This window comes from Desulfovibrio sp. (assembly GCA_016208105.1).
Classification (GTDB): domain Bacteria; phylum Desulfobacterota; class Desulfovibrionia; order Desulfovibrionales; family Desulfovibrionaceae; genus Fundidesulfovibrio.
The window spans coordinates 28,735-52,205 of record JACQYS010000017.1; the positions used below are offsets into that span (position 1 = coordinate 28,735).

General features: G+C 59.8%; 27 protein-coding genes. 15 read left to right on the top strand and 12 right to left on the bottom strand.

Features of this window, described 5'->3' with window-relative positions:
- Positions 1–8: 8 nt before the first annotated feature.
- Entirely contained in the window at positions 9–1,169 is a 1,161-nt protein-coding gene (locus tag HY795_08855; GenBank protein ID MBI4805330.1) for a DNA polymerase IV, read from the bottom strand.
- Positions 1,170–1,258: 89 nt separating this feature from the next.
- On the opposite strand from HY795_08855, the gene HY795_08860 reads away from it, so the two are divergent.
- The 3 genes from HY795_08860 (at position 1,259) to HY795_08870 (ending at position 3,319) form a co-directional block, all read left to right on the top strand.
- A complete protein-coding gene (locus tag HY795_08860) occupies positions 1,259–2,119 on the top strand; it encodes an NAD(P)-dependent oxidoreductase (protein MBI4805331.1) in 861 nt (286 codons plus the stop codon).
- A 97-nt stretch (positions 2,120–2,216) separates the two neighbouring features.
- Positions 2,217–2,735, top strand: coding sequence for a nitroreductase family protein (locus HY795_08865; GenBank protein MBI4805332.1), 519 nt, complete (start codon positions 2,217–2,219; stop codon positions 2,733–2,735).
- A gap of 11 nt (positions 2,736–2,746) precedes the next feature.
- On the top strand, positions 2,747–3,319 hold the full coding sequence (locus HY795_08870; GenBank protein MBI4805333.1) for a flavin reductase family protein: 573 nt from the start codon (positions 2,747–2,749) through the stop codon (positions 3,317–3,319).
- 185 nt (positions 3,320–3,504) lie between these two features.
- Here the strand turns inward: HY795_08870 and HY795_08875 are convergent, their stop codons facing one another.
- Positions 3,505–3,807: a 4Fe-4S binding protein gene (locus HY795_08875; GenBank protein MBI4805334.1), complete on the bottom strand. Its 303-nt coding sequence runs from the start codon at positions 3,805–3,807 to the stop codon at positions 3,505–3,507.
- A 22-nt stretch (positions 3,808–3,829) separates the two neighbouring features.
- Positions 3,830–4,816, bottom strand: a complete 987-nt coding sequence (locus tag HY795_08880; GenBank protein ID MBI4805335.1) for a carbon monoxide dehydrogenase — start codon at positions 4,814–4,816, stop codon at positions 3,830–3,832.
- 313 nt (positions 4,817–5,129) lie between these two features.
- Between HY795_08880 and HY795_08885 the strand changes: the two genes are divergently transcribed.
- Positions 5,130–5,894, top strand: a complete 765-nt coding sequence (locus HY795_08885; GenBank protein MBI4805336.1) for a hypothetical protein — start codon at positions 5,130–5,132, stop codon at positions 5,892–5,894.
- Positions 5,895–6,066: 172 nt separating this feature from the next.
- On the opposite strand, the gene serS is transcribed toward HY795_08885, so the two are convergent.
- Entirely contained in the window at positions 6,067–7,338 is a 1,272-nt protein-coding gene (gene serS, locus HY795_08890) for a serine--tRNA ligase (protein ID MBI4805337.1), read from the bottom strand.
- 82 nt (positions 7,339–7,420) lie between these two features.
- On the opposite strand from serS, the gene HY795_08895 reads away from it, so the two are divergent.
- Both HY795_08895 and HY795_08900 read left to right on the top strand, forming a co-directional pair.
- A complete protein-coding gene (locus tag HY795_08895) occupies positions 7,421–7,906 on the top strand; it encodes a CinA family protein (GenBank protein MBI4805338.1) in 486 nt (161 codons plus the stop codon).
- 165 nt (positions 7,907–8,071) lie between these two features.
- On the top strand, positions 8,072–8,338 hold the full coding sequence (locus HY795_08900) for an amphi-Trp domain-containing protein (GenBank protein MBI4805339.1): 267 nt from the start codon (positions 8,072–8,074) through the stop codon (positions 8,336–8,338).
- Between the two features lie 77 nt (positions 8,339–8,415).
- On the opposite strand, the gene HY795_08905 is transcribed toward HY795_08900, so the two are convergent.
- Positions 8,416–8,907 carry a hypothetical protein gene (locus HY795_08905; GenBank protein MBI4805340.1) on the bottom strand — a complete coding sequence of 164 codons (492 nt, stop codon included), beginning with the start codon at positions 8,905–8,907 and terminating at the stop codon, positions 8,416–8,418.
- A gap of 255 nt (positions 8,908–9,162) precedes the next feature.
- Between HY795_08905 and HY795_08910 the strand changes: the two genes are divergently transcribed.
- From HY795_08910 to HY795_08940, 7 genes are all read left to right on the top strand, one after another.
- Positions 9,163–9,702, top strand: a complete 540-nt coding sequence (locus tag HY795_08910; protein ID MBI4805341.1) for an RsbRD N-terminal domain-containing protein — start codon at positions 9,163–9,165, stop codon at positions 9,700–9,702.
- Positions 9,703–9,741: 39 nt separating this feature from the next.
- Complete coding sequence (gene dsrM / locus HY795_08915) at positions 9,742–10,743, top strand: sulfate reduction electron transfer complex DsrMKJOP subunit DsrM (GenBank protein ID MBI4805342.1); 1,002 nt, start codon at positions 9,742–9,744, stop codon at positions 10,741–10,743.
- 39 nt (positions 10,744–10,782) lie between these two features.
- Positions 10,783–12,402, top strand: a complete 1,620-nt coding sequence (locus HY795_08920; protein MBI4805343.1) for a (Fe-S)-binding protein — start codon at positions 10,783–10,785, stop codon at positions 12,400–12,402.
- A complete protein-coding gene (gene dsrJ, locus HY795_08925) occupies positions 12,402–12,791 on the top strand; it encodes a sulfate reduction electron transfer complex DsrMKJOP subunit DsrJ (protein MBI4805344.1) in 390 nt (129 codons plus the stop codon). Before HY795_08920 ends, dsrJ begins: the two co-directional genes overlap by 1 nt.
- Before the next feature lies 1 nt (position 12,792).
- Positions 12,793–13,569, top strand: coding sequence for a 4Fe-4S dicluster domain-containing protein (locus HY795_08930; GenBank protein ID MBI4805345.1), 777 nt, complete (start codon positions 12,793–12,795; stop codon positions 13,567–13,569).
- Positions 13,570–13,579: 10 nt separating this feature from the next.
- Positions 13,580–14,743 carry a polysulfide reductase NrfD gene (gene nrfD / locus HY795_08935; protein ID MBI4805346.1) on the top strand — a complete coding sequence of 388 codons (1,164 nt, stop codon included), beginning with the start codon at positions 13,580–13,582 and terminating at the stop codon, positions 14,741–14,743.
- A gap of 71 nt (positions 14,744–14,814) precedes the next feature.
- The gene (locus HY795_08940; GenBank protein ID MBI4805347.1) at positions 14,815–15,735 is read left to right on the top strand and encodes a diguanylate cyclase; all 921 of its coding nucleotides are present in this window, start codon (positions 14,815–14,817) and stop codon (positions 15,733–15,735) included.
- An 83-nt stretch (positions 15,736–15,818) separates the two neighbouring features.
- Here HY795_08940 and HY795_08945 read toward each other — a convergent pair whose 3' ends face one another.
- Positions 15,819–16,394, bottom strand: coding sequence for a VOC family protein (locus HY795_08945; GenBank protein ID MBI4805348.1), 576 nt, complete (start codon positions 16,392–16,394; stop codon positions 15,819–15,821).
- Between the two features lie 112 nt (positions 16,395–16,506).
- The gene (locus tag HY795_08950; GenBank protein ID MBI4805349.1) at positions 16,507–17,361 is read right to left on the bottom strand and encodes a diaminopimelate epimerase; all 855 of its coding nucleotides are present in this window, start codon (positions 17,359–17,361) and stop codon (positions 16,507–16,509) included.
- Positions 17,362–17,513: 152 nt separating this feature from the next.
- On the opposite strand from HY795_08950, the gene HY795_08955 reads away from it, so the two are divergent.
- Both HY795_08955 and HY795_08960 read left to right on the top strand, forming a co-directional pair.
- Positions 17,514–18,323: a hypothetical protein gene (locus HY795_08955; GenBank protein ID MBI4805350.1), complete on the top strand. Its 810-nt coding sequence runs from the start codon at positions 17,514–17,516 to the stop codon at positions 18,321–18,323.
- A gap of 181 nt (positions 18,324–18,504) precedes the next feature.
- Entirely contained in the window at positions 18,505–19,131 is a 627-nt protein-coding gene (locus tag HY795_08960) for a hypothetical protein (protein MBI4805351.1), read from the top strand.
- Between the two features lie 81 nt (positions 19,132–19,212).
- On the opposite strand, the gene HY795_08965 is transcribed toward HY795_08960, so the two are convergent.
- The 5 genes from HY795_08965 to HY795_08985 are packed head-to-tail and all read right to left on the bottom strand — an operon-like array spanning position 19,213 to position 23,471.
- Complete coding sequence (locus HY795_08965) at positions 19,213–20,511, bottom strand: phenylacetate--CoA ligase (GenBank protein MBI4805352.1); 1,299 nt, start codon at positions 20,509–20,511, stop codon at positions 19,213–19,215.
- A 33-nt stretch (positions 20,512–20,544) separates the two neighbouring features.
- Positions 20,545–21,021 (bottom strand): hypothetical protein, encoded by a 477-nt coding sequence (locus HY795_08970; protein ID MBI4805353.1) that lies wholly within the window; start codon positions 21,019–21,021, stop codon positions 20,545–20,547.
- Positions 21,018–21,761, bottom strand: coding sequence for an ABC transporter ATP-binding protein (locus HY795_08975; GenBank protein ID MBI4805354.1), 744 nt, complete (start codon positions 21,759–21,761; stop codon positions 21,018–21,020). Before HY795_08975 ends, HY795_08970 begins: the two co-directional genes overlap by 4 nt.
- Positions 21,761–22,525: an ABC transporter ATP-binding protein gene (locus HY795_08980; GenBank protein MBI4805355.1), complete on the bottom strand. Its 765-nt coding sequence runs from the start codon at positions 22,523–22,525 to the stop codon at positions 21,761–21,763. The genes HY795_08975 and HY795_08980 overlap by 1 nt, the downstream gene beginning before the upstream one ends.
- Positions 22,518–23,471, bottom strand: coding sequence for a branched-chain amino acid ABC transporter permease (locus HY795_08985; protein ID MBI4805356.1), 954 nt, complete (start codon positions 23,469–23,471; stop codon positions 22,518–22,520). Before HY795_08985 ends, HY795_08980 begins: the two co-directional genes overlap by 8 nt.

A 23,471-nucleotide genomic window follows, 5' to 3' on the forward strand; every position in this document is an offset into this window, starting at 1 on the left:
GCCCTGGCTTATTCGCCCTCAAAAAGCCGCCCCCGTTTCACTGCCGCCTTGCCGTGCTTGTCCCGGATGGCGTCCACGGCCCGGTCCAGCTTGCCGAGTCTCTCCTTGCCCTTGTCCGGCAAGAGGCTCAACTGGTCCGGCCCCTTGGAAAAATTGGACACTCCCACCCCGATAAGCCGAACCTTCCTTGTGAGCGATACCTGAGAAAGCAGCGCGCACGCGGCCTCGAAGATCACCTCGTCCAAGTCCGTCGGTTCTCCCAGGGTATGGCTTCTGGTTATCTGATTGAAATCCTCATACTTCACCTTGAGAGTCACCGTTTTGCCCAGCAAGCCGTGCTTGCGCAAATCCCGCCCCACCCGCTCGGACTGCCTGAACATCCAGCGCTTGAGTTCCTCCACGTCCGAAGTATCCTTCTCGAAGGTGTTCTCCGCGCTGGAGGACTTGGCCTCAGAGTGGGTCACCACGGTCGTGGACCCGATCCCTTGCGCCCTCTGGTGCAGCACCCTGCCCCACTCGCCAAGGTGGTTCTCCCAGAACTCCTGGGAATAGCGCAGCACATCCCCGCAGGTCTTCACCCCGAAAGATGCCAGCCGGGGAAGGGTTTTCCCACCCACTCCGGGAATCTTGCCCACGGGGAGGCCTTGAAGAAACGCTGCCACGTCTTGAGGTTCGATGATGGTCACGCCGCCTGGCTTGCGAAAGTCTGAGGCGATCTTGGCTAGAAACTTCACAGGGGCGATACCAACGGAGCAGGAGAGGCCAGTGGCTTCCAACACCCTGGCCTGTATGCGCCGGGCCAGTTCTTCTGGAGGGCCGAAAAGCTTATCCGTGCCGGTAACGTCCATATAGGCTTCGTCCACGGATGCCTGCTCCACCAGAGGGGAAAACTCGCCCAGAACGGCCATAACCTGGCGTGAAACCTCGGCGTAACGGCGCATGCGACCGCCAACGAAAATGCCCTGGGGACAGAGTTTTCTGGCCTGCACCACAGGCATGGCCGAACGCACCCCGAATTTCCTGGCCTCGTAGGATGCGGCGGACACCACCCCCCTGTCGCCTTTGCCCACGATCACAGGCTTGCCGCGCAGAGACGGGTCGTCCAGCTGCTCCACCGAGGCGAAAAAGGCGTCCATGTCCAGATGCAGGATGCGCGTTCCTACGACCATTGGCTTGACATCCCGGCCGTATTGGTATGGCTACGGCGTATGGTGTTTTACTTCCCTGCACCCATAGCGCAAGGACGTTGCAAATGAAACTGAAGGTGGGATTCGCCGGAATGGGCATCATGGGCAAGCCCATGGCCTTAAATATCGCCAAGGCCGGCCACGACGTGGCCGTTTACAACCGCACAAGACCCCTGCCCGACTCCATACCCGGGTTGGCCTATCACGACACTCCCCTGGCCCTGGCCAAGGAACGCGACATCCTGGTGGTCATGGTTACCGGGCCACAAGCCATCGACGCCATCATCTGGGGAGAGGACGGCATGGCCTCCGCCCTGGGGCAAGGCAAGACCGTGATCAACATGAGCACCGTCTCTCCCGAGTACACCGCGGACCTGGCGGCCAAAGTGGCGGACACAGGAGCCACGTTCATCGACGCCCCGGTCTCCGGTTCCAAAATTCCCGCCCAGCAAGGCACCCTGGTCATCCTGGCCGGTGGCCCAAAGAACGCGGTGGATGCCATGGAGCCGCTGCTGCTCAGCATGGGCAAAAAGGTGGTGTACTGCGGCGAAGCTCCCATGGGCACCATGATGAAGATGGCTGTGAACCTGCTCTTGGCCAACATGATGTGCGGCCTCTCGGAGATGCTCACCTTCGGCAAGGCCGGAGGCCTCTCCCTGGAGACCATGCTCCAGGTGGTGCTTGGCGGCCCCATGGCCTGCGACCTATTCAAAATCAAGGAACCATTGCTTACCCAGCGGCATTACCTGGCCCAGTTCCCTCTCAAGCACATGGCCAAGGACTTGAAGTTCGTTACCGATACGGCCTGCTCGCTTCGCTGCCCTGCCCCGAGCGCTTTCCAGAACCTGCAGCTCTTCAACCAGGGGATGTCCAAGGGATTGGGCGAGCTGGATTTCGCCGCAGTGATCCAGGTGCTCGAGGCCATGATTTGAGCAACGCCCGCCAGGGACACTTACATTTTGGACCGTACCTGGACGCAACTTCTGGTCGGGGGTACCAAGCAGTATCAATGCCACTCAGGAGGTATTCGTGAACACACTCGACTGCTTGTTCACCCGCCGGTCCATACGCAAATACACCGCCGACCCCGTGGACCCAGCCCTTATCGACACGGCACTCCAGGCGGCCATGGCCGCTCCCAGCGCTGGCAATGCCCAGCCCTGGCATTTCGTCCTCATCGACGAACGCGGCATCCTGGATACAATCCCGCAATTCCACCCCTATGCGGCAATGACCCTCCAGGCCCAGGCCGGCATCCTGGTATGCGCCGAACCCGGCCTGGAAAAGTATCCCGGGTACTGGGTGATCGACTGCTCCGCGGCCGTGGAAAACCTGCTCCTGGCCCTGCACGCCCAGGGGCTTGGAGCGGTATGGGTGGGCGTGTACCCTGACCAGGGCCGGGTGGAGAGCTTCCGCAAGCTCCTTCACATCCCTGACTCGGTCATCCCGCACAGCTTCATACCCATCGGCCACCCGGACCAACCCTCCGGACGGGCCGACCGTTACAAACCCGAACGCATCCACCGCAACGGATGGCAAACCGCCTGAAGGACATCTTTATGAAAGTATCGCTCGGATCGAAAACTTTGGCCTCGCCCACGCCCGCCTGGGTGGTGTGCGCCTACGACAAAGCCGGAAAAGCCAACGGTGCCACCATCGCCTGGGGGGGCATCTGTTGTTCGAAACCAGTCAGCATGACCATCTCTCTTCGGGCCGCCACCTACACCCACGGGTGTATTTCGGACACAAAGGCATACACCATCTGCATCCCTCGCCAGGACCATGCGGCCGTGACCGACTACTTCGGCATCGCCTCTGGCCGGGACACGGACAAGTTCGCCGCCACGGGCATGACCGCGGTCAAGAGCGACTTGGTCAACGCCCCGTACATCAAGGAATTCCCGCTGATCATCGAGTGCGCCGTTTCACACGTTACAGAGATCGGCTTGCACACGCAGTTCATCGGGGAAGTAAAGGACGTAAAGGCCGACCCGGACATTCTGGATCCGGACGGCAAGATTGACTTGGTAAAGCTCGGGACCGTTATATTCGCGCCAGGCTCGCGCCAGTACTACGGGCTTGGCCCTCTCCTGGGTGCCGGATTCTCCATCGGGAATGCGTACATGAAGTAGCCGGGATGACGTACCGCGCAATCCAATCATTTTAAATACTTCAACCGTTTCGCGCCGCTCACTTCTATTCCAGGTGAGCGGCGCGAAATATTTAGCGGGTCCAGGGGGATCATCCCCCTGACGGGTGCAGGGCGGAGCCTTGCCGGGGTCCAGGGGCGGAGCCCCTGCTCTTCTCGTCGCCCCTCTCAACAGCAGGTGGAACCGCCGTCTCCCCCGCAATCACACGTGGGAGGTCCTCCGGAAATCCAACCATGGATGATGGCCCTGGCGCATCCTACCCCCTGGCTCACGGATATCGCTTTCTCGCGGCAGTTGAGGGCGCAGGCTCCGCATTCCATGCAGGCGTCCAAATCCTCTATGCTGGCTTTGCCTGTCCCGTGCCCGAACACCCCATGGGGACAAACCTCGCGGCAGACGCCGCAGCCCGTGCAGGCTTCCTGATCCAAGCTAAGGGTTGCCACTCCCTCAATGTATCGCAGTCCCTTCATCGTCCCCCCCGGAAATGAACCATCACAAGCCCGCGAGTCCAAAGCGCCAAAGAATCACGGCAAGTATAAGCCCGCCAGCCTGGAAAGGAAGCGCCCGGCGCATCTCTTTCTCAACGCCGGAGGGGGAAGTGAACGTGGAAGAGCCGGTGAAGTTCATCCCGTACCAGGAACCCGCCACCACGCTGCCAAGCCACAGGCCGGCACTGGTGAGGCCAGGCACTCCCAGTGCGAGCACACCAAGTCCGGCCATGGCGCCGGCCACTGCACCCTTGAAGCTGAAAGAGCGCCCGGGCAGCCAGGGAAGGGTCAATGGGGTGAGCACATTCCCAGCCACGAACCCAAGTGAGTAGGCGGCAAAGCCGCTCCACAACCCGAGCCAAGCCCGGGAGAAGGAAAAAACATCCACTCCTATCCCGGCCAGAACGAACAACGCACAGGCCAATTGCGCCATGGTCTTTCGCTCGTTGGCGAATTCCACCAGACCGACCACCACACGCTCCAAGGCCGGGAAATGCACCCGGCGCATGTGCGGGGTGGCCTTCATGCCGGCTGCGAGAAAGGCCCGGACATCCGAGGCGCGCACCGGACCAAACACGACCCGGAATCCCGTGGAGGCCTTGACATCGTGTCCGGCAACGCCAGGCGCGCCAAGCTGGGGCACCACCACCTTGCGATGGTTCACCAGCTTCTCAAGGCCCACGGCACGAATCCGCGAGACGAGCTCCGCTGTGCCAAAGGTTGTCTTACCTGCCGCGCACCACACGTTCACACCCTTGGTGTCCAGCACCAGTATCCAGGCGTCCAAACCTGACAGCTCTTTGCGCAGGGAGTCGAAACTGAGCTTGTAGTTGGCCGTTACCAGCACAGGGCTTTCAGGTCCCGGGGTTCCCACTGCGTAGAGGCCGGGAGCAACCCGGTAGCGCCCCCGGCCGATGCCCAGGCGTACTAAAATAGCGCCGATTCGGTCTGGCCGTTCGAGACGTGTTATTACTCTGGGGACTGGTCCGATGGGAGTGTTGAGAAGACTGTCCACAAAATGCCATCGCCGGTATCCTGGAATTTGCGCCAACTCCGGTATGCCTGTTCCACAGCACGACACGCCCAAATTGAGCGGGACACCGGCTTGGCAGGATGAATCACCACGCGGAACACCCGTATCCTTGCTCAACAGTGAGTTCAGCTCATTGGACACAGGGGCATTATCGCAAGAAACCGACTGGACCGCCGGTTGTTTGGGTGGTCAGCAGGATTGTATCGGCTTACCGTTCATTTCATTCATGGCAAATGCTTGCCTCTCTCCCGTGCATTTTGCAAGATGGGGCATGGCCGAACCAAGCCCGGTCCAATCCTCGTTGGACCTCATCACCATTCCCGCAGCCGGCTACGCGGCATATTGGCTCTCCGTGAAGCGCCTCATGGACAAACGGCGTGGACCAGAGGCCCTGGCCGAGGAGCTCCAATACGCCACGGAACCCTACACCAGGCTGCTGCTCCAGGTGGCGTCGTCCGAATTGGATGACGACACGGCCAGGCGCATGGGAAAGAATAAATCCCTGACCCTGGCCCGGGATTTCCGCCGAAAGCTCCTGCTCATCCGCCAGACTGCCTGCTCCATCGCTTTGGGCGAAAACCCGGCTAAGACGCTCATCACCCTGGCCGGAGCGTTCGGCATGCCGGTCCTGGACGAGTCGCGAGCCATGGAGCAGGCCCAGGGACTTATCGAAACCATGCGGGCGGGCGACCTGGACCCGGCCGTTTTTCCCGACGTCTCCCACCTCACAAGGCCTGAAGAGCTCATCCTCAAGCTGCTCTTTTTCGTCCTCTGGGCGCGCCGCCAGGGTAAAACCGGGCTGCAGACGTTTTTGCCGGGCATATCCTTCCCCTTTCTGGGGGACGGGCTGCGCCTGTGCATAGACGGGTTGGAGGAACCGTTCATCCGCCGCCGCCTGGACGCCCAGGCCAGGGAATTGATTGTGGATGCCACCCACAAGATGCGTATGGGATTGGAATTGTCCATGGCGCTCAAGAACAAGCGCCCATACGAGGAAGTGCTGGGACTGGCCCGGTCGTTTCTTTTGGACATGTAGCGAGGCGGCGCTGCCAGAGCGAAAACCGAACTCTCCCGGCCCTACCTGCCCACCTTCTCCAGAACCCAGGCGGTTCCCCCGGCCAGCGCGGCCAGCAGAAGCGCCTGCCTGAGCTCCATGTAGAAGAGCGCGGCCATGGCGAAGACGCCCGCAGCCACCACCGCCGCGCGGATCACGATTTGAGCACGCTCTGGCCGTTCATGTAGGGCACCAGCGCCTCGGGCAGGACCACCGAGCCGTCGGCCTGCTGGCAGTTCTCCAGAAGGGCCACCATGGTTCGTCCCACAGCCATGCCTGAACCGTTCAAGGTGTGCGCGAGCTGGGATTTGCCGCCCTTGGGCTTGAAGCGGATGCCAGCCCGGCGCGCCTGGAAATCCTCGAAATTGGAACACGACGAGATTTCCCGGTATGCGTTCTGGCCGGGCAGCCAGACCTCGATGTCGTAGGTCTTGGCCGAGGAGAATCCCAGGTCCCCGGTGCACAGGGCGATCACCCGGTAGGGCAGGTTCAGCCGTTTGAGCACCTCTTCGGCATGGGTGGTCAAAAGCTCCAACTGCTCGTAGGACTCTTCGGGGCGGCAGAAGCGGACCAGTTCCACCTTGTCGAACTGGTGCTGGCGTATGAGCCCCTTGGTGTCCTTGCCGTAGGACCCTGCCTCGGAACGAAAGCAGGGGGTGTAGGCGCAGTAGGCCTTGGGCAGGTCGGCCTCTTCCAGGGTCTCGTCGCGGTGCAGGTTGGTCAGGGGCACCTCGGCCGTGGGAATGAGGTAGTAATCCTTGAAACCCAGCTTGAAGAGGTCTTCCTCGAATTTGGGCAGCTGGCCGGTGCCGCGCAAGCTGTCGGAATTGACAATGTAGGGGGGAGCCACCTCGGTGTAGCCGTGCTCCCTGGTCTGGATGTCCATCATGAAGCTGACCAAAGCCCGCTCAAGTCTGGCCAGATCGCCCCAGAGCACGGAAAAGCGCGATCCGGTGATCTTGGCCGCCCGCTCGAAGTCCAGGCACCCCAGGTTCTGCCCTATTTCCCAGTGTTCCTTGGGTGTGAAGCCAAGCGAAGGGATGTCGCCCACCGTACGGATGACCGGATTGTCCTTTTCATCCTTGCCCACCGGCGTGGTGGAATGCGGGACATTGGGGATGGAATAGAGAAAGGCCTCGGACTGCTCGTCCGCAGTGCGCACGCCTTCGTCCAGGATCTTGATGCGCTCGGACACGGCCGAGAGCCGCTCCATGAGGTGGGAGGCGTCCTGCCCGGAGCGCTTCAACTTGGCGACCTCGCCGGACGAGGCGTTGCGCTCGTTCTTTAAGGCTTCCACCTCCGCAAGCAAGGTGCGGCGGGTTTCATCCAGGCGGACAAACTGGTCCAGGTCCAAATTCATCTGGCGGTTGGCCAAGGCCTGGCGGACGACGTCCAGGTTCTTGCGCACGAAGCGCACATCGAGCATTGGCGGCCTCCGGGGAGCTTGTGTATGGTGGCCGGGGTCTTACGTCGCCGCAAATGCGGGGTCAAGCAGGGAGGCGTTTTTTATGGGATGGGACCACATCGGCGAAGCCGTGACGGAACTGGCCAAGGAGCTCACCTCGCGGGGCTGGTGGCTAGCCACGGCCGAATCCTGCACGGGCGGCCTGGTGGCCAGCGAGCTTACCAATGTGTCCGGCAGCTCAGACTGGTACGTTGGCGGAGTGGTGGCCTACGCCAACAGGATCAAGCAGGAGATGCTCGGCGTTGACGAAGATGTGCTGGCTTACCATGGTGCAGTAAGCCGCGAATCCGTCCTGGCCATGGTCCAGGGGGCGGCGGACAGGCTCAAAACCGAATGCGCCATTGCCATCTCCGGCGTGGCCGGGCCCACGGGCGGGACCCCGGAAAAACCGGTGGGCACGGTCTGGATCGGCTGGTCAGTGTCCGGGACAGCCACTGCCGAGCACTTCCTGTTCACAGGCGACCGGCTTGACATAAAACGCCAGAGCGCCCTGGCCGCGATAAAGGGCATGACTGCCCGACTTCGCTGAAATTCTTTCCGCAATCATATCGTCACCTTTGGGCGCTATGGTTTCCAGGAATGGAACCGTACCCCCTAAAGCAGGCCCACTGGACGCCTTGCCTGCTCCAACCACGCCGAGCGGAATTGGAGTCGAAAAGCCTGTGCGACACCTGCTTGTGAAAAGGAGAACAAGGTGAGTAAGAACAAGGTGAAGATGGAAGGCGTGATGGATGTGAAGGAAGTGATCGCCTACCTCGAAGACGTGGTTGCCGGGTTCAAGGCCGGCTCGGTCTGCATGACTGTGGGCGAGGACTGCCTGACGCTCAAACCGCGCGGCGTAATGGACGTGGCCCTTAAGGTATCCCAGAAAAAAGCTAAGGAAAAAATCGCGTTGGAGGTTTCGTGGCGCCGCATCGAAGATGCGAGCATGCGCATCGGCGCTCCGGACGAGGCGGCCTAGAATCCACCCGTTTCTTGAATTTCTTCTGCCCCTCCTGTTGCTTGGTTCAACATAAAAAGGCTCCTCCCGGAGCCTTCTTATGATGTCATTTTGGCCTTTTTGAGAGCCTGCTCACCTTTTCCGGATATTACATAGCCCTTGAGGGTTCGCTCCCCTTCTATCTTGAGCTTCATCTTCAAGATGTACCCTCTATTGAGCAGATCATCAAAGTCGCTTGAAATATACTGGGCCGCCTTCTTGGCGGGCATCATGCGGCGGTAGCGCGGCATTCTGCTGAAATGAAAGATGTCTTGCAGAATAAGAAGGTGTTCGTAAGCCAGTTCGCTGCACACTGGGCGGCTGGCTTCATTCCGACAAGCCTTTTCGAGCTGGCGCTGCCCCTCCGGAGTGAGGCGCAGGCCTTTCACTTCCTTGCCGCAACCATAGGTAAACTTGGCCCACTCCAGCAGGGCCTCGCCCACGAGGTGCGAAACATCCTCATCGCTGTAAGCCAAAGCGAGCTTGCGTGGCATGGTGCCGTGGTATTTGGCGACCTCAGAGAACTGCCCCACCGCACTGAGGATGGCCATTTGTGGATCAGACAACACCATGCCATTTCTCTCTTTTCACGACGCCCCGCCAAATCTTGAAGCGGGTGAGAACAGTTTTCGATATTCAGAAAACACATCCCTGTAAACCACAAGCATAATTTTTCCCGCAATTTTCAGCTCATGAACCCTCTCCAGAGCGTTTTCAATCTTTACAGGATGAAACCCTCGCGCTATGTGGAGTGGCGTTTGTGACGGGGCGAACAAGGCAACACCTTAGCCGCATGCAGGGCATCCATGAACACTGTCGAGGAACTTCTGGCCGCCAACCGGGAGGCCATCGTGCAGGATTGGTATCACCATATCCTGGACACGTACCCCCCGGAAACGGCCAAACTCTGGAAGAAGGGCGGCGACCCCTTCCATAATCCCGTGGCGGTCCGCACCCTTGAGGGGGTTCAGGCCGTGGTCGACTACCTTGTGAAAAAAGAAGATAGCAAGGCGCTCGAATCCGTCCTGGACTATCTTGACGAACTCATCCGGGTCCGTGCTGTGCAGAACTTCGCTCCCTCGCAGGCCGCGGGGTTCATCTTCCTGCTAAAGAAAACCATCAGGGAACGGCTCTGGTACGAGATCAAGAAGTTGGACATCTGGGAGCAGTTTGTGGCCCTGGAATCACGGATCGACGGGCTGGCCCTGGCCAGCCTCGATTTATATTCGAAATGCCGAGAGAAGCTCTTTGAGATCAAACTGCAGGATCTCAGACGGGAGCAGGTGCAACTTCTGAAACGCGCCCAACTGATCGTGGGCATCGGCGAGGGCGAGCCGGCCAAGTAGCCGGCGGAGCGCAAAGGTTCAACGCGAGGTGGAGGGTACATGGCTGGACTCGTAACCGCATTACTGGCCGTAGCGGCATTGGCCGCCCTGCCGGCCCTGGGGGCCGGGGCGGGAATGGCGAAGGTGTTCGGGACAATAGTCCCGTACGTGGCCGTCGCGATTTTCGTGGCGGGGTTCATTAAAAAGGTGATCGGTTGGGCATCTACGCCTCAGCCCTTCTCAATCGCCACCACGGGCGGACAACAGTACTCCCTGCCCTGGGTGAAGCAGGCGAAGTTCGATAACCCCTCCACCCCGGGCCAGACATTCATCCGTATGGCCCTGGAGGTCCTCTGCTTCAGGAGCCTGTTCCGCAACACCAAGCTGGACAACCGCCCTGAGGAAGGCAGAGTGGCATATGGGTCGGACAAGTCGCTGTGGCTGTTCTCTCTCATGTTCCACTACAGCTTCCTCATCGTATTCATCAGGCACTTCCGCTTCTTCCTGGAGCCAGTGCCCATGGTCATCACGGGCGTCGAGTTCGTGGACTCCATCCTGCAGATTGGCGTTCCCACTCTCTACCTGACCGACGTTTTCTTCGTGGTGGGCGTGACCTTCCTGCTGGCCAGGCGCATCTACGACCCCAAGGTCAACTACATCTCCCTGGCCTCCGACTTCTTTCCCCTGTTCCTGATCCTGGCGATCGCCCTGTCCGGCATCTACATGCGGTATTTCGCCAAGGTGGACGTCATCGCCATCAAGCAGCTGGTCATCGGGCTCGTGAGCTTCAAGCCGGTAATCCCGCCCAACATCGACTGGTCGTTCTACATGCACTTCTTCCTGGTGTGCGTGTTGTGGGCGTACTTCCCCTTCTCCAAGCTCATGCATCTGGGAGGCGTTTTCTTAAGCCCCACCCGGAACCTGCCCAACAATACCCGCATGGAGCGGTACATCAACCCCTGGAACGATCCGTCCATCAAGCCGCACAGCTATGCGGACTACGAGGACGACTTCCGCGAGAAGATGATCGAGGCCGGCCTGCCGGTGGACAAGGAAGCCTAAACCGCCCTGGGCTGGGCGTATTTCCACAAGGGAGATCGTATGTCGAAGATGGCGCCGCCTGAAGAAGTCATGAACGTCAACTATTCCACGCCTGCAGAGCCGTGGATGGACGTCAAGCCAGAGTTCAAGCTCGGAAACTACTCATACCCCGGCAAACCCGACGTGCTCAAATACCTCGGGCTGCCTAACCCCAGGGACTGGAACCCTGAGGAAGAGGACTGGAAGCTACCGCCCGACTGGAGAGAGATCATCACAGACGGGTTCCGCGAGCTTCTGAAGAAGTACCGCTCCCTCAAGGTGTTCATGGACGTGTGCGTGCGCTGCGGTGCTTGCGCCGATAAGTGCCACTTCTATATCGGCTCCGGCGACCCCAAAAACATGCCGGTGCTGCGCGCGGAACTTTTGCGTTCCATCTACCGCGGCGAGTTCACCGTTGCGGCCAAGATCCTGGGCAAGCTGGCAGGTGCCCGCAAGCTGGAAGAAGACGTGATCAAAGAATGGTTCATGTACTTCTACCAGTGCACCCAGTGCCGCCGCTGTTCGCTCTACTGCCCCTACGGCATCGACACCGCTGAGATCACCTTCCTGGCGCGTGACCTGATGAACCGCATCGGCGTGAACATCAACTGGATCCTGGAGCCGGTGGCCAACTGCAACCGCACCGGCAACCACCTGGGCATCCAGCCCCATGCCTTCAAGGACATGATGGACTTCCTTGTCGACGACATCGAGACCATCACCGGCAGGCGCGTGGAACCCACCTTCCACCGCAAGGGCGCGGAGATCCTCTTCATCACGCCCTCCGGCGACATCTTCGCCGAGCCCGGCATCTACACCTTCATGGGCTACCTGCTGCTGTTCGATTACCTGGACCTGGACGTCACATGGTCCACGTACGCTTCGGAAGGCGGCAACTTCGGTTCCTTCACCAACGACAAATGGATGAAGAAGTTGAACGCCAAGATGTACCACGAAGCCCAGCGTCTGGGTGTCAAGTACATCATCGGCGGCGAGTGCGGCCATATGTGGCGTGTGCTCAACCAGTTCATGGACACCATGAACGGCCCGGCCGACTTCCTGGAAGTACCCAAGAGCCCCATCACCGGCACGGTGTTCAACAACGCCAAGTCCACCAAGATGATCCACCTGGTGGAGTTCACCGCCGACCTCATTAAGAACAACAAGCTCAAGCTCGATAAGAGCCGCAACGCGGGCATCGTGGCCACCTGGCACGACTCCTGTAACACCTCGCGCGGCATGGGCTTCTTCGACGAGCCCCGCTACGTGCTCCAGAATGTGGTTGAGAAATTCGTGGATATGCCCAGCCAGACCATCCGCGAGCAGACCTTCTGCTGCGGCGGTGGCGCTGGCCTTAACAACGGCGAGTTCACCGAAATGCGCCTGCGCGGCGGTCTGCCCCGCGGGAACGCCCTTAACTACGTGCAGGAGAAGTTCGGGGTAAACACCATGAGCTGCATCTGCGCCATCGACCGCGCCACCCTGCCCGGCCTGGCCGACTACTGGGCTCCCGGGGTCACGGTCACCGGCCTGCACGAGTTGGTTGGCAATGCCCTGGTCTTCGAAGGCGAGGAAGAGCGCACCATGAACCTGCGCCAGGAAGACCTGCCCGGCATCGAAGGGTCTGAGGAGGAGGAATAATGTACAACGCCAAATACATCATCCCGGGCCTGATCATCTTCCTCGGCCTGGTGCTGTTCCCCTTCATCAAGGGGATCGGGCAGCCAGAGCTGAAAATCGAGACCGAGAAGCCCAAGAACGTCAAGGAATGCGTGCTCAAGACCGAAAAGATGCGCGACGTGCACATGGTTCTCTTGAACGAATGGCGCGACGACGTGATCCGCAACGGCAAGCGGGTCTACACCAACGAAGCGGGAAAGCAGTTCAACATGAGCCTGACCAACACCTGCATGGGCTGCCACGAGAACAAGGACAAGTTCTGCGACAAGTGTCACGAGGCGGTGGGCGTCACCCCCTACTGCTGGACCTGCCACAACATCTCGCCCGTGAAGAAAGAGGGGGGGAAATAACATGCAACGCTCCAGACGTGACTTCATGAAGCTGGCCGGCGTTTCGGCCCTGGGGCTCTCGGCCGGAACCTTGGGCTTCCTTGGACAGGGTGCCCAGGCCGCCGACGCCCTCCCCACCGCTACGGACTTTGCCAAGCCTATCACGGCCAAGCAGTGGGCAATGGTCATCGACACGGCCAAGTTCGACGACGCCCTGTTCAAAAAAGTTATCACTGCCTGCCACGCGTACCACAACGTGCCTGAGATTCCTGGAAAGCAGGAGATCAAGTGGATTTGGACCGATGAATTCCACGGCGCCTTCCCGACCGAGCGCCCGGCATTCCTGGCAGATGCCCAGGAGCACCGTAAGTACCTGCTTCTGTGCAACCACTGCGCGAATCCCGCTTGTGTTCGCGTGTGTCCCACTAAGGCCACGTTCAAGAACAATGAGGGCTTGGTGGTCATGGACTACCACCGCTGTATCGGTTGCCGCTACTGCATGGCCGGCTGCCCCTACGGCGCCCGTAGCTTCAACTTCCGGGATCCCCAAGACTTCATCAAGGACATGAACTTGCTCTACCCTCACCGTACCCGCGGCGTGGTGGAGAAGTGCACCTTCTGCGTGGAGAAACTGGCCCAGGGCAAGATGCCCCTGTGTGTCGAGGCCTCGGGAGGCGCCATGATCTTTGGCGACCTTGCAGACCCCAAGTCCGAGGTCCGCAAGGTGCTGAAAGAGAAGTACGCCATCAGACGCAACCCCAGCGCCGGCACCGAGCCGAGCGTCTTCTACATCCTCTAGGAGAGCGGTCATGATCGAAAAAGCCCTAAAGGGAAGCCCCCGCTACTTCGGAGTGCTGATGGCCTTTCTTGCCATCATGGGCATCGGCGGTGGTTTCTACCTCGTGCAGCTCAACAACGGCCTGATGATCACCGGCCTGTCGCGCGACGTGTCCTGGGGATTCTACATCGCCCAGTTCACCTATATGGTCGGCGTAGCCGCCTCCGCCGTCATGCTCGTGCTCCCCTATTACTTCCACCACTACAAAGCCTACTCCAAGATGATCATCATGGGCGAGTTTTTGGCCATCGCCGCGGTCATCATGTGCCTGGGCTTCATCGTCATCGACATCGGCCAGCCCCAGCGCATGCTGAACGTGCTGATCAACTCCACGCCGAATTCGGTCCTCTTCTGGGACATGGTGGTCCTTAACGGCTACCTAATCCTGAACGTGGTCATCGGCTGGACCAGCCTCATGGCCTACTGGAAGCGCGTGTCCCCGCCCGCGTGGGTGAAGCCCCTGGTGTATACCTCCATCGTCTGGGCCTTCTCCATCCATACGGTCACGGCCTTCCTGTACGCAGGCCTGCCGGGCCGCCACTACTGGCTCACCGCCATCCTGGCCGCCCGCTTCCTGTCCTCGGCCTTCTGCTCAGGCCCCGCGATCCTCTTGCTGATGACCCTTCTCATCTCGAAGGTCACCAAGTTCGATCCAGGCAAAGAGGCCGTGAAAACCCTGTCCACCACCATCACCTACGCCATGTGCGTGAACGTCTTCTTCTTCTTCCTGGAAGTGTTCACCGCGTTCTACTCAAACATGCCCGGGCACATGGACCCCATCCTGTTCCTGTTCAGCGGGTTCGAAGGCCACACCTACATGACTCCGTTCATGTGGATTGCAGCCCTGTTCGCCATCACCTCGCTCATTCTGCTCATTCCGTACAAGTGGCGCTACAACCGCGACGTGCTGGTTCCCGCTCTGATCCTTCTGGTCATCGGCACCTGGATCGACAAGGGCATGGGGCTTATCGCCGCCGGTTTCACCCCCAACCCCTTCGAGAAGGTCACCGAGTACCTGCCCACCGGGCCTGAACTCATGATCGCGCTCATGATCTACGCGGTTGGGGGCTTCGTGCTTACCATCCTGTGGAAGATTGCCCTGGAAGTCAGGGCCGAGGTGGAAGGGGGACTTTAGTAGCCTTCTTTACCTGTAATTCGTAGAAGGCCGCCCTTTTGGGCGGCCTTCTTTTATGCTATGTAAACACCATGATCTCACTGGCAGGACCGGTCGATCCGGTTTCGATCCTCAGTCACCTCCCTATCGCCCTCATGGTGCTCGATTCGGGCTCCGGCGGGATTCTCATGGTCAACGACAAGTTCAGCGATCTTTTCGGGTATTCCCAGTCCGAGCTCAAGCACGAGCGGGACTGGTGGCCCGTGGCTTTCCCGGAAGAAAGCTACCGTGATTTCGTCTCCAAGGAGTGGGAAATCCGGGTGGACTGGGCCAGGGAGAACGACTGCGAAATGGAACCCATGGAAGCAGTGGTCCGCTGCAAGAACGGCATGGACTGCTCCATCCGCACGCACCTGGTGAACCACAACGGCCTGGACATCATAACCCTGGTGGACATCAGCGACCAAAAGGTCCTGCAAAAAAAATACGAGATGCTGGCCGCCACCGACGCCCTCACGGGGTTGGCTAACCGAAGGGCCTTTTTCAACGTCCTTGAGCAACATCTCTCCCTGGCGAACCGCTATTCCAGGCCTTTGTCCATCATATTGGCGGACATCGACCACTTCAAGTCCGTGAATGATTCCTTCGGACATCAGACCGGTGACGCAGTGCTGGCGCATTTTTCCCGAATGGTGAAAAACACGCTGCGCACAAGCGACATAGCGGCGCGCATTGGCGGGGAAGAGTTCGCCCTGCTTTTGCCTGAAACCGGCAGCCAGGGGGCGTACTGCCTGGCCGAACGGCTTCGCTCAGCCGTGGTGGAGAACGTCTGCTACCATGCCGGGGAACCCATCCATCTTACCGTGAGCTTCGGCCTGGCCTGTCTTTCCGGGGAGTCTCATTCCGGAGCTCCAAGCTGCGACGAATTCATGCACTTGGCAGATGACGCTCTGTACTGCGCCAAGCGGGAAGGCCGCAACAGGGTGAACATGCACGAGTTCAGAACAGTCTGAAACCGCGACAGGCACTCTCACGATACAAAAACGCCCCTGCCGGTCCGTACCTTCAGGGGCGCCTTGCTTTTGATTTCCAGACATCATCCCTTGCCCAGAAGTTCCCTGCCCTCGCCAGGATAGATCTTCATGTCCTCACGTTTGACGGGTTCTGGAGTTGGCCATTTTCCAGGTTGCGGTCTTGGTCCTTCCAACCGGACCGGTGGAGGATCCTTGTCCACCAGGCGGGGCCTCTCGCGCAGGTTCACTCCAGGCTGGGTCCAGCTGAATTCGATGGCGATATTATTCGGGTCGAAGCTGTAGAGCGAGAGGATGAATCCGTGGTCTATAACCTCGGAGGCCCAGAAGCCGGCAGCCTCCAGCTTTGCCTTGATCTCCCACAGATCGTTGCGGTCCGCCACTCCGAAGGAGACGTGGTCGAACACGAAGGGATCCTTCACAGGCACCCCGTGGTCCTTGGGCTCCACCGGTTTGACCTCTGGCCACTCGAAAAAGGCGATCATGTCGGTCTCGGAGATTTCCAGAAAATAGTGCCTGTACCCTGCATGGCCCAAGCCAGCCACCAGGCGCATGCCGAGCAGATCGCGCCAGAACCGTATCGTGGCCTCCAGGTCGGACGTGGCCATGGCCAGGTGATTGATGCCAGTATAGCGGGGCATGGACGCTCCGGTTGCCACGTCCGTCTCCGTAAGCGGGCGCTTACGGAGACGGAGCAAGAAAAATTAACTCTTCCTCTTTGAAAAACAGGCGCCTGTTCCTCAAAGACCTTTCCTACACTCCCGGGAGCCCCATTGCCTTAGGGTACAATACTCCGCTGAAGCATATCACTGCGGCACCGCGTAAGGTAACGTTGCCGTCAGCGAGGCCAACACCGAGCACCTCGCCACCGGTGGTGGTCACATCCACCTCCGGGCCGGTGAGTCCAAGGGCGTTCGCGATTACGGCCGAAGCGCAGGCTCCAGTTCCGCAGGCGTAGGTTTCATCCTCCACTCCGCGCTCGTAGGTGCGCAGGAGCAAATGCCCCGTGTCCCTCACAGTGACGAAATTGGCGTTGGTGCCCTTGGGAGCAAAGGCCTGATGGAAGCGAATGGCTTTTCCGAGGCGCTTGACGTCCACCAGGGACACGTCGTCCACCAGCACCACAGCGTGGGGGACCCCAGTGTTGACGAAGTGAACCGTGAGTTTTTCCCCATCCACGTCAAGTTCCTTGCCCGTCTTAAGGTCCTTGGCCGGGGTAAGGCGAACCCGCACCTGCCCGCTGTCCAGCACCTCGCAAGCCACGTTGCCCGCGTCGGTTCCCAGAACGTGTTTCTTGGGGGCAAACCCTAAAAGATTGCCCAGCTTGGAAGCGCACCGCGCCCCGTTGCCGCACATTTCGGCCCGGGAGCCGTCGGCGTTGTAGAAATGCCAGAAAAAATCCGCCTGAGCCTTGTCTGTGGACGCCTCCAGGAAGATCAAACCGTCCGCTCCCACGCCGAAGCATTTGCGGCACACCAGCTTGGCCCATTCGGCCATGACCTCAACGGGGATCCTGAGTTCACGGTTGTCGATGATCACGAAGTCGTTGCCGCAGCCCTGCATCTTATGGAAGGCCACGCCCTGGCCCAGGGTGAAATCACTCGTCATGAAAAGCTCCTCTCAGCGTCGATGCCTGAATCTAGCAGAGAGAACGCCGCCAGGGAAGATGCTGCCCATGGCACGCGCCTCGCACTGTTTACGAAGTTACATTCCGTAAGGAAAAATTTTCCGGCGCGCAGTGCCGGACAGGAGATTCCTCCATGGATGCTGTTTCCACTTCCACATCCGCAAGCGCATCGTCATATTTCCAGGACATGATCCAGCGGCGCGAGCTCAACCAGGCTGATCGCATCGCCAAAGGCATCAGTTCGGGTCAGCTGAGCCAGACCGAAGCGGACCGCCTGGGCCGGATCGAAGCGAGAATCGGGCAGCTCAATCAGAAGGCGATGGCCGACGGCACCATGAGCCCCACGGAATTCGCGCAGATCATGCAGGCCCAGGACAAGGCGAGCAAGCGCATATTCCAACTGGGCCACAACAAGTCCACTGCCCAGAATTCAGACACCCAGAGTGCCGACGCCCTGGCCTCCAATGCGCAAATCCCGTCTTCCTCCGCTTCCAACGCGACGACCAGCGGGACTACTGTCTGGGGCGAGATGAGCAAGCTGTTTCAGGACATCGCCCAGGGCATCGTCCAGGACAGGCAGTCGCGTCTCGATGAGCGCATAAAAGCAGGGACCGAATCTGGCCAGCTCACAGCCGAAGAACTTCAGAAGCTGCAGAAAATGGAGACCAACGCCTCCGACACCATGACCAAGGCCATGGCCGACGGCACCATATCCCCGGTGGAATTCATGCAGGTCATGCATGCTCAGAACGTGGCCAGCAGGCACGTGAACCGTTATCGCCAGAACCAGACATTCTCCACCGATGCGAGCTCATACACGGCAGCCACAGCCGCTGCCGCCCTGGCATCAGCCACTACGGCCGCCACGACTGCAGCCGCAACCGCAGCTTCAGCTTCAGCCGCATCTCCGCCCACTTACAAACCGCTCAGCGTCTCGGTGTAACACCAAGCGGCCAGGGTTCTCCCTGGCCGCTTTTCTTCGCACCTATCCCGCCGGGGATCCCGCCTTCCACAGAATCCACTTTCCACCTGGAATATCTGGCACAATTCTGGCTTCTTTTTGAAAGATCAGCGCATCAGGGAACATATTTCCGGTCCGTGCCGTACAATGAGGAGCTTTCAGCATGCCAGACGTTACCGCCACTTCCTCTTCCATTTCTTCATATCTTAAGGACATCCTCGAACGCCGCCGCGACAGCATTGAAGAACGCATCGAGGACAACGACTCAGACGGCAAGCTCTCCAAAAAGAACAAGGCCTCTTTGGAGAAGATGGACGCAAGCATCGACGAGATGCAGAAGAAGGCCCTGGCCGACGGCATCCTGGACCGGGCCGAATACCAGCGCCTCATGCGCGCCCTGGACACCGAGAGCGCGTCGCTCGACAAAATCCTCAAGGTGAAGACCACCAAGACCACAGCCAACGCCTCTTCGGGAAGTCCCCTGCCCATGCAGGACCAGGATCAGACCCTGAAGCTCATCCAGAACATGCAAAAGCGAATGCACGAGACCATCACCAAGGCCTTGTCGGCCGGCACCATCAGCAAGAAGCAAGGGGAAGCCCTGACCAAGCTGGAGACATCTGAACAAGAGTTCATCGACAAGGCTATGGCTGACGGCTCCATCAGCAAAGGCGAGTTCGCTCAAATCGGCAAGGCCCAGAGCGCCCTTTCCAACACCTTCTCGAAATACCAGAAGGCACAGCGCCAGAACAAATACTCCGGTTCAAGCCTTTCCGGAAAAACCGTCTAACCCGGTTCCAAAGATGAACGGCCGGGGGTGCAAGCCTCCGGCCGTTTATTACTCTTTGGGCCGTGTAGCCCCGAATCAGCTCTACTCTTCGCGCTTATCCAGCACTCGCCTGGCCTTGTCTTCCTCGGAAGAGAGCTGGCCGGGCTCGGTCATGCGCACCTCGAAACCTACGCCAAGCTCGGAAGCCAAGCGCTTGCGCACCATGTCCAGGAAATGCTGCTGGTCAGCGATGCGGTCGAAAACGAATTTCTCGGCAACTTCCAGCTCCACCGTGGCCCTGTCCAGATTGCGCTCGCGCTCCAGCACGACCCGCCACTGGGGTGTGGTGCCTTCGATCTCTAGGAGGACAGCCTCGATCTGGCTGGGGAAGACATTCACTCCACGGATGATGAGCATGTCGTCCACCCGGCCGCGCACTCGCTCCATGCGTTTGAGCGTCCGTCCGCAGGGGCATGGCCCTGGCAGGATGCGCGTCAAATCGCCTGTGCGGAATCGAACCAGAGGAAAGGCCTCTTTGGTGAGAGTGGTGATGACCAACTCGCCTTGCTGCCCCTCAGATACTGGTTCTCCGGAGGCCGGGTCGATCACTTCCGCAAGGAAGTGGTCCTCGTTTATGTGCAGGCCGTTTCGCTCCAGGCATTCCCCGGAAACGCCGGGTCCCATCACTTCGCTTATGCCGTAGTTATCCGTGGCTGTGAGTTTCAGCCGATCTTCAATTTGCAGGCGCGCCGATTCGGACCAGGACTCAGCCCCGAACAGGCCGTAGCGCAGGCTGAGCGCGTTGGCGTTCACGCCCATCTCCTCCATGCGCTGGGCCAGATGCAGGGCGTAACTCGGGGTGCACACCAGCACGGAGGTTTTGAAGTCCTGCATTATGGCCACCTGGCGGCGGGTGTTGCCGCTGGAAGCCGGAACCACGGCCGCGCCCAGGGCCTCGGCTCCTTGGTGGAAGCCGAACCCGCCCGTGAACAGGCCGAAGTTGAAGGCGATCTGCACCACATCCTCGCGGGTGACGCCTCCGGCAGTGAGTACCCTGGCGGTCAGCGCAGCCCATTTTTTCAGGTCGCCGGCTGTGTAGCCGACCACGGTGGACTTCCCCGTGGTGCCGGAAGAAGAATGCAGACGGACAACTTCGCGAAGAGGCACAGCGAAGAAGCCGTAGGGATAGGCGTCGCGCAGCACCGCCTTGGTGGTGAAGGGCAGACGGCGCAGGTCATCCAGGGAGCGGATGTCGTCCGGGTCTATGCCCAGTTGCCCGAAGGTCTTGCGGTAGTAGGGGACGTTGCGGGCCACGCGGGTCAGCGTGGACTGGAGGCGCTCAAGCTGAAGCTGGGCCAGCTGCCCGGCGTCCATGGATTCGTATTTCGGTTCCCACATCATGACCTTGTCTCCTGCGCGAAGCCGATCGAAGTGCTACTTGCTGCCTCCAGCGGGCATGAACTGGCGAACAATGGGCCTGTAAACATAGCTCACATCGACCACCTTGCGGGTGTCGTCGAAACCCAATTCAATGGTCACGTCACCTGCCGTGTAGGTATATTGCTTTACGTTCACCTTGGGTTGGACGGCGGGGCCATAGGTGGCGTCGAAATAGGCTTTTAGCGTGTTGTAAGAGCTTGGGCCCTGGGCCGTGAACATGGCCAGACAGAATTTGCCCTTGTAAAAGCCATACATCTGATCCTTGACGGGCACGCTCTGGAAGGTCAGGTCGTCACCATACTTGGTGTAGAAGATAATATCCCCGCTTTGGCGAGCCTGCTTGAGGTGCTTGAATTCGGAAAAATCTTTCCCAAAGAACATACCCTTGTAGTCGAGGATGATTTTTCCCTGGGCGAACGCCATGGCGGCCAAGGCTAAAATCAATGTGGTAATAATGAACGCGCGCTTCATGAAAACTGCTCCTCTTGAGTTTTATCACGGCCTAAGTAGGCCCGCTGCACGTCGCGGTTGGCCAGGAGCTCCGAAGATTGACCCTGCAGAATGACCCGTCCCGTCTCCAACACATAGCCCCTGTCGGCAACGGCCAGAGCGCTCTTGGCGTTCTGTTCCACCAGCAGCACGGTGAGGCCGCGCTCGGCGCGCAATTCCATGACGCGCTTGAAAATATCGCGGCACACCGTTGGGGCAAGGCCCATGCCCGGCTCGTCCAGCAAAAGCATCTTCGGCCCGGACATGAGGGCCCGGCCGATGGCCAGCATCTGCTGCTCGCCGCCGGAGAGGGTGCCAGCGGGCTGGCCCGCGCGTTCCTTGAGCACAGGGAACATCGCGTAGACCGACTCCAGGTCCCTGTCCAACTCGGCGCGGGGAGTCCGCCCCCTGCGGGTGTAAGACCCCAAAAGGAGGTTGTCGGTTACGCTCAAGGGTTTGAACACCAGACGGCGTTCGGGAACGTGGGAGAGTCCCAGGCGCACAATTTTATCAGGAGCGGCCTTGGTGATGTCCTGGCCGTCAAACACAATGCCGCCAGCGGAGGGCCTCAACAGCCCGGATATGGCCGTAAGAAGCGTGGTCTTGCCCGCGCCGTTGGCCCCGATAAGGGCCACGATCTCCCCGGAGTCCACATGCAAAGAGGCGCGGCGCACTGCCGTTATCTTACCGTAGGAGATATCGACGTTGGTGAGGGTGAGCATCAGTCCTCGCCCAAGTAGGCCGCCACGACCTCGGGATTTTCTTGGATCTCTACCGGCGTGCCTTCGGCAAGCACGCTGCCGAAGTTGAGCACCATGATCCGGTCGGAGATGTCCATGACCAGCTCCATGTCGTGCTCCACCAGAACCACGCCAATTTTTAATTCGTCGCGGATGCGCCTGATGATGGTTCCCAACTGGGCCGTTTCCTTGTTGTTCATGCCTGCCGCCGGCTCGTCGAGCAACAAAAGCTTGGGATCCGAGGCGATGGCCCTGGCCATCTCCAGCAGGCGCTGCTCGCCGTAGGGCAGGTCAACGGCCAAGGAGTCCTTCTTGTCCGCCAACCCGACGAACTCAAGTTTTTCCATGCAGCGTTCTCGCATACGCTTCTCTTCGCGCGCAAAGCGCGGGGTGCGCAGCAGGCTGTCCAGCAGAGAATAGCCTATTTTCAGGTGCGCCCCGGTCAGCACGTTCTCCAGGGCGGTCATGTTGGAGAAAATTTCGAGATTCTGGAAGGTGCGCACCACCCCTTCCCTGGCCCGCTCATGGGTCGGCCGCCCGGTGATGTCTTTCCCGGCAAGCAGTACGGAACCAGAGAGAGGGGTCACCGCGCCGCTCACAACTCCAAGCAGCGTGGTCTTGCCCGCACCATTAGGGCCGATTATCGCGGAAATGTCGCCGGCCTTTACGGTCAGTTCTGCCCCGGACAAGGCCTGGATGCCCCCAAAGCGGACCGATACGTCGCGGACTTCGAGAAGCTCAGCCACGCAAGGTCCCCTTCAACCGGCGCAGCAACACCCGGGCACCGCCCGCCAGGCCGTCCGGCATGAACATCATGCAGGCGATGAGCAGCCCGCCGTATATGAGGATGTCTATCTCCTCGAACATGCGTAAGAATTCAGGAAGCGAGGTCAGGAAAAAGGCCCCGGCCACGGCGCCCCAGATGCTGGCCATGCCGCCCAGGACCACCATGGTCAAAAGCTGCACCGAGAAATGAAACCCGAAGGACGAGGGAGCCACGAAGGTCAGGTGGTGGGCATACAGGGTGCCCGCGATCCCGGCATACACAGCCGACAGGACGAACACGAAGCGTTTGTGCTTGGCTATGTCTATGCCCATGGTCTCAGCCGCGGATTCGCTTACATGTATGGCGCGAAGCGCCCTGCCCGTACGCGAATCGATAACCCTGGTTGATATGAGCGTGGCCAGCCAGAGCATCGCGGCAACCAGGCAGTAGTAGGATTTGTCCGATGCGAACGCGTAACCGAAAAGCGAAAGCCTTGGGATGCCAACGAAGCCCGAAGGCCCTCCGGTTATGTCCACGGCCTCGTTGAACACAATCGACACGATGATGCCAAATCCCAGGGTGGCCATGGCCAGGTAATGGCCGTGGAGCTTGAGCGTGGGGATGGCGATGAGCCAGGCCACCAGCGCCGAGACGCCCACCCCGGCCAAGATGCCCACCAGGATGGGCAGACCAAGAGTGGCCGTAATCACTGCCGTGGTGTAGGCTGCCAGGCCGAAAAAGGCAGCATGGCCAAGGGACACCTGCCCCGCATAGCCCATGAGCATGTTGAGCCCCATAACGATCAGGGCGTTCAGACAGCAGAGTATAAGGACATTGATGTAGTAGTCGTTGGGCAGGGCCAGGGGCAAGAAAGCCAGGGCAGCGGCGAAGACCAGCAAACGTGCATGGCGTGTGAGCGCGCCCAT

Bases quoted from the DNA above. Each gene is read 5' to 3' on its own strand.
- HY795_08970 (MBI4805353.1), bottom strand. From the start codon at position 21,021: ATGAAGCGCGCGTTCATTATTACCACATTGATTTTAGCCTTGGCCGCC.
- HY795_08940 (MBI4805347.1), top strand. From the start codon at position 14,815: ATGATCTCACTGGCAGGACCGGTCGATCCGGTTTCGATCCTCAGTCAC.
- HY795_08975 (MBI4805354.1), bottom strand. From the start codon at position 21,761: ATGCTCACCCTCACCAACGTCGATATCTCCTACGGTAAGATAACGGCA.
- HY795_08960 (MBI4805351.1), top strand. From the start codon at position 18,505: ATGCCAGACGTTACCGCCACTTCCTCTTCCATTTCTTCATATCTTAAG.
- dsrJ (MBI4805344.1), top strand. From the start codon at position 12,402: ATGTACAACGCCAAATACATCATCCCGGGCCTGATCATCTTCCTCGGC.
- HY795_08955 (MBI4805350.1), top strand. From the start codon at position 17,514: ATGGATGCTGTTTCCACTTCCACATCCGCAAGCGCATCGTCATATTTC.
- HY795_08875 (MBI4805334.1), bottom strand. From the start codon at position 3,807: ATGAAGGGACTGCGATACATTGAGGGAGTGGCAACCCTTAGCTTGGAT.
- HY795_08945 (MBI4805348.1), bottom strand. From the start codon at position 16,394: ATGCCCCGCTATACTGGCATCAATCACCTGGCCATGGCCACGTCCGAC.
- nrfD (MBI4805346.1), top strand. From the start codon at position 13,580: ATGATCGAAAAAGCCCTAAAGGGAAGCCCCCGCTACTTCGGAGTGCTG.
- HY795_08910 (MBI4805341.1), top strand. From the start codon at position 9,163: ATGAACACTGTCGAGGAACTTCTGGCCGCCAACCGGGAGGCCATCGTG.
- HY795_08920 (MBI4805343.1), top strand. From the start codon at position 10,783: ATGTCGAAGATGGCGCCGCCTGAAGAAGTCATGAACGTCAACTATTCC.
- HY795_08855 (MBI4805330.1), bottom strand. From the start codon at position 1,169: ATGGTCGTAGGAACGCGCATCCTGCATCTGGACATGGACGCCTTTTTC.
- HY795_08930 (MBI4805345.1), top strand. From the start codon at position 12,793: ATGCAACGCTCCAGACGTGACTTCATGAAGCTGGCCGGCGTTTCGGCC.
- HY795_08985 (MBI4805356.1), bottom strand. From the start codon at position 23,471: ATGGGCGCGCTCACACGCCATGCACGTTTGCTGGTCTTCGCCGCTGCC.
- serS (MBI4805337.1), bottom strand. From the start codon at position 7,338: ATGCTCGATGTGCGCTTCGTGCGCAAGAACCTGGACGTCGTCCGCCAG.
- HY795_08965 (MBI4805352.1), bottom strand. From the start codon at position 20,511: ATGATGTGGGAACCGAAATACGAATCCATGGACGCCGGGCAGCTGGCC.
- dsrM (MBI4805342.1), top strand. From the start codon at position 9,742: ATGGCTGGACTCGTAACCGCATTACTGGCCGTAGCGGCATTGGCCGCC.
- HY795_08905 (MBI4805340.1), bottom strand. From the start codon at position 8,907: ATGGCCATCCTCAGTGCGGTGGGGCAGTTCTCTGAGGTCGCCAAATAC.
- HY795_08870 (MBI4805333.1), top strand. From the start codon at position 2,747: ATGAAAGTATCGCTCGGATCGAAAACTTTGGCCTCGCCCACGCCCGCC.
- HY795_08885 (MBI4805336.1), top strand. From the start codon at position 5,130: ATGGCCGAACCAAGCCCGGTCCAATCCTCGTTGGACCTCATCACCATT.
- HY795_08950 (MBI4805349.1), bottom strand. From the start codon at position 17,361: ATGACGAGTGATTTCACCCTGGGCCAGGGCGTGGCCTTCCATAAGATG.
- HY795_08895 (MBI4805338.1), top strand. From the start codon at position 7,421: ATGGGATGGGACCACATCGGCGAAGCCGTGACGGAACTGGCCAAGGAG.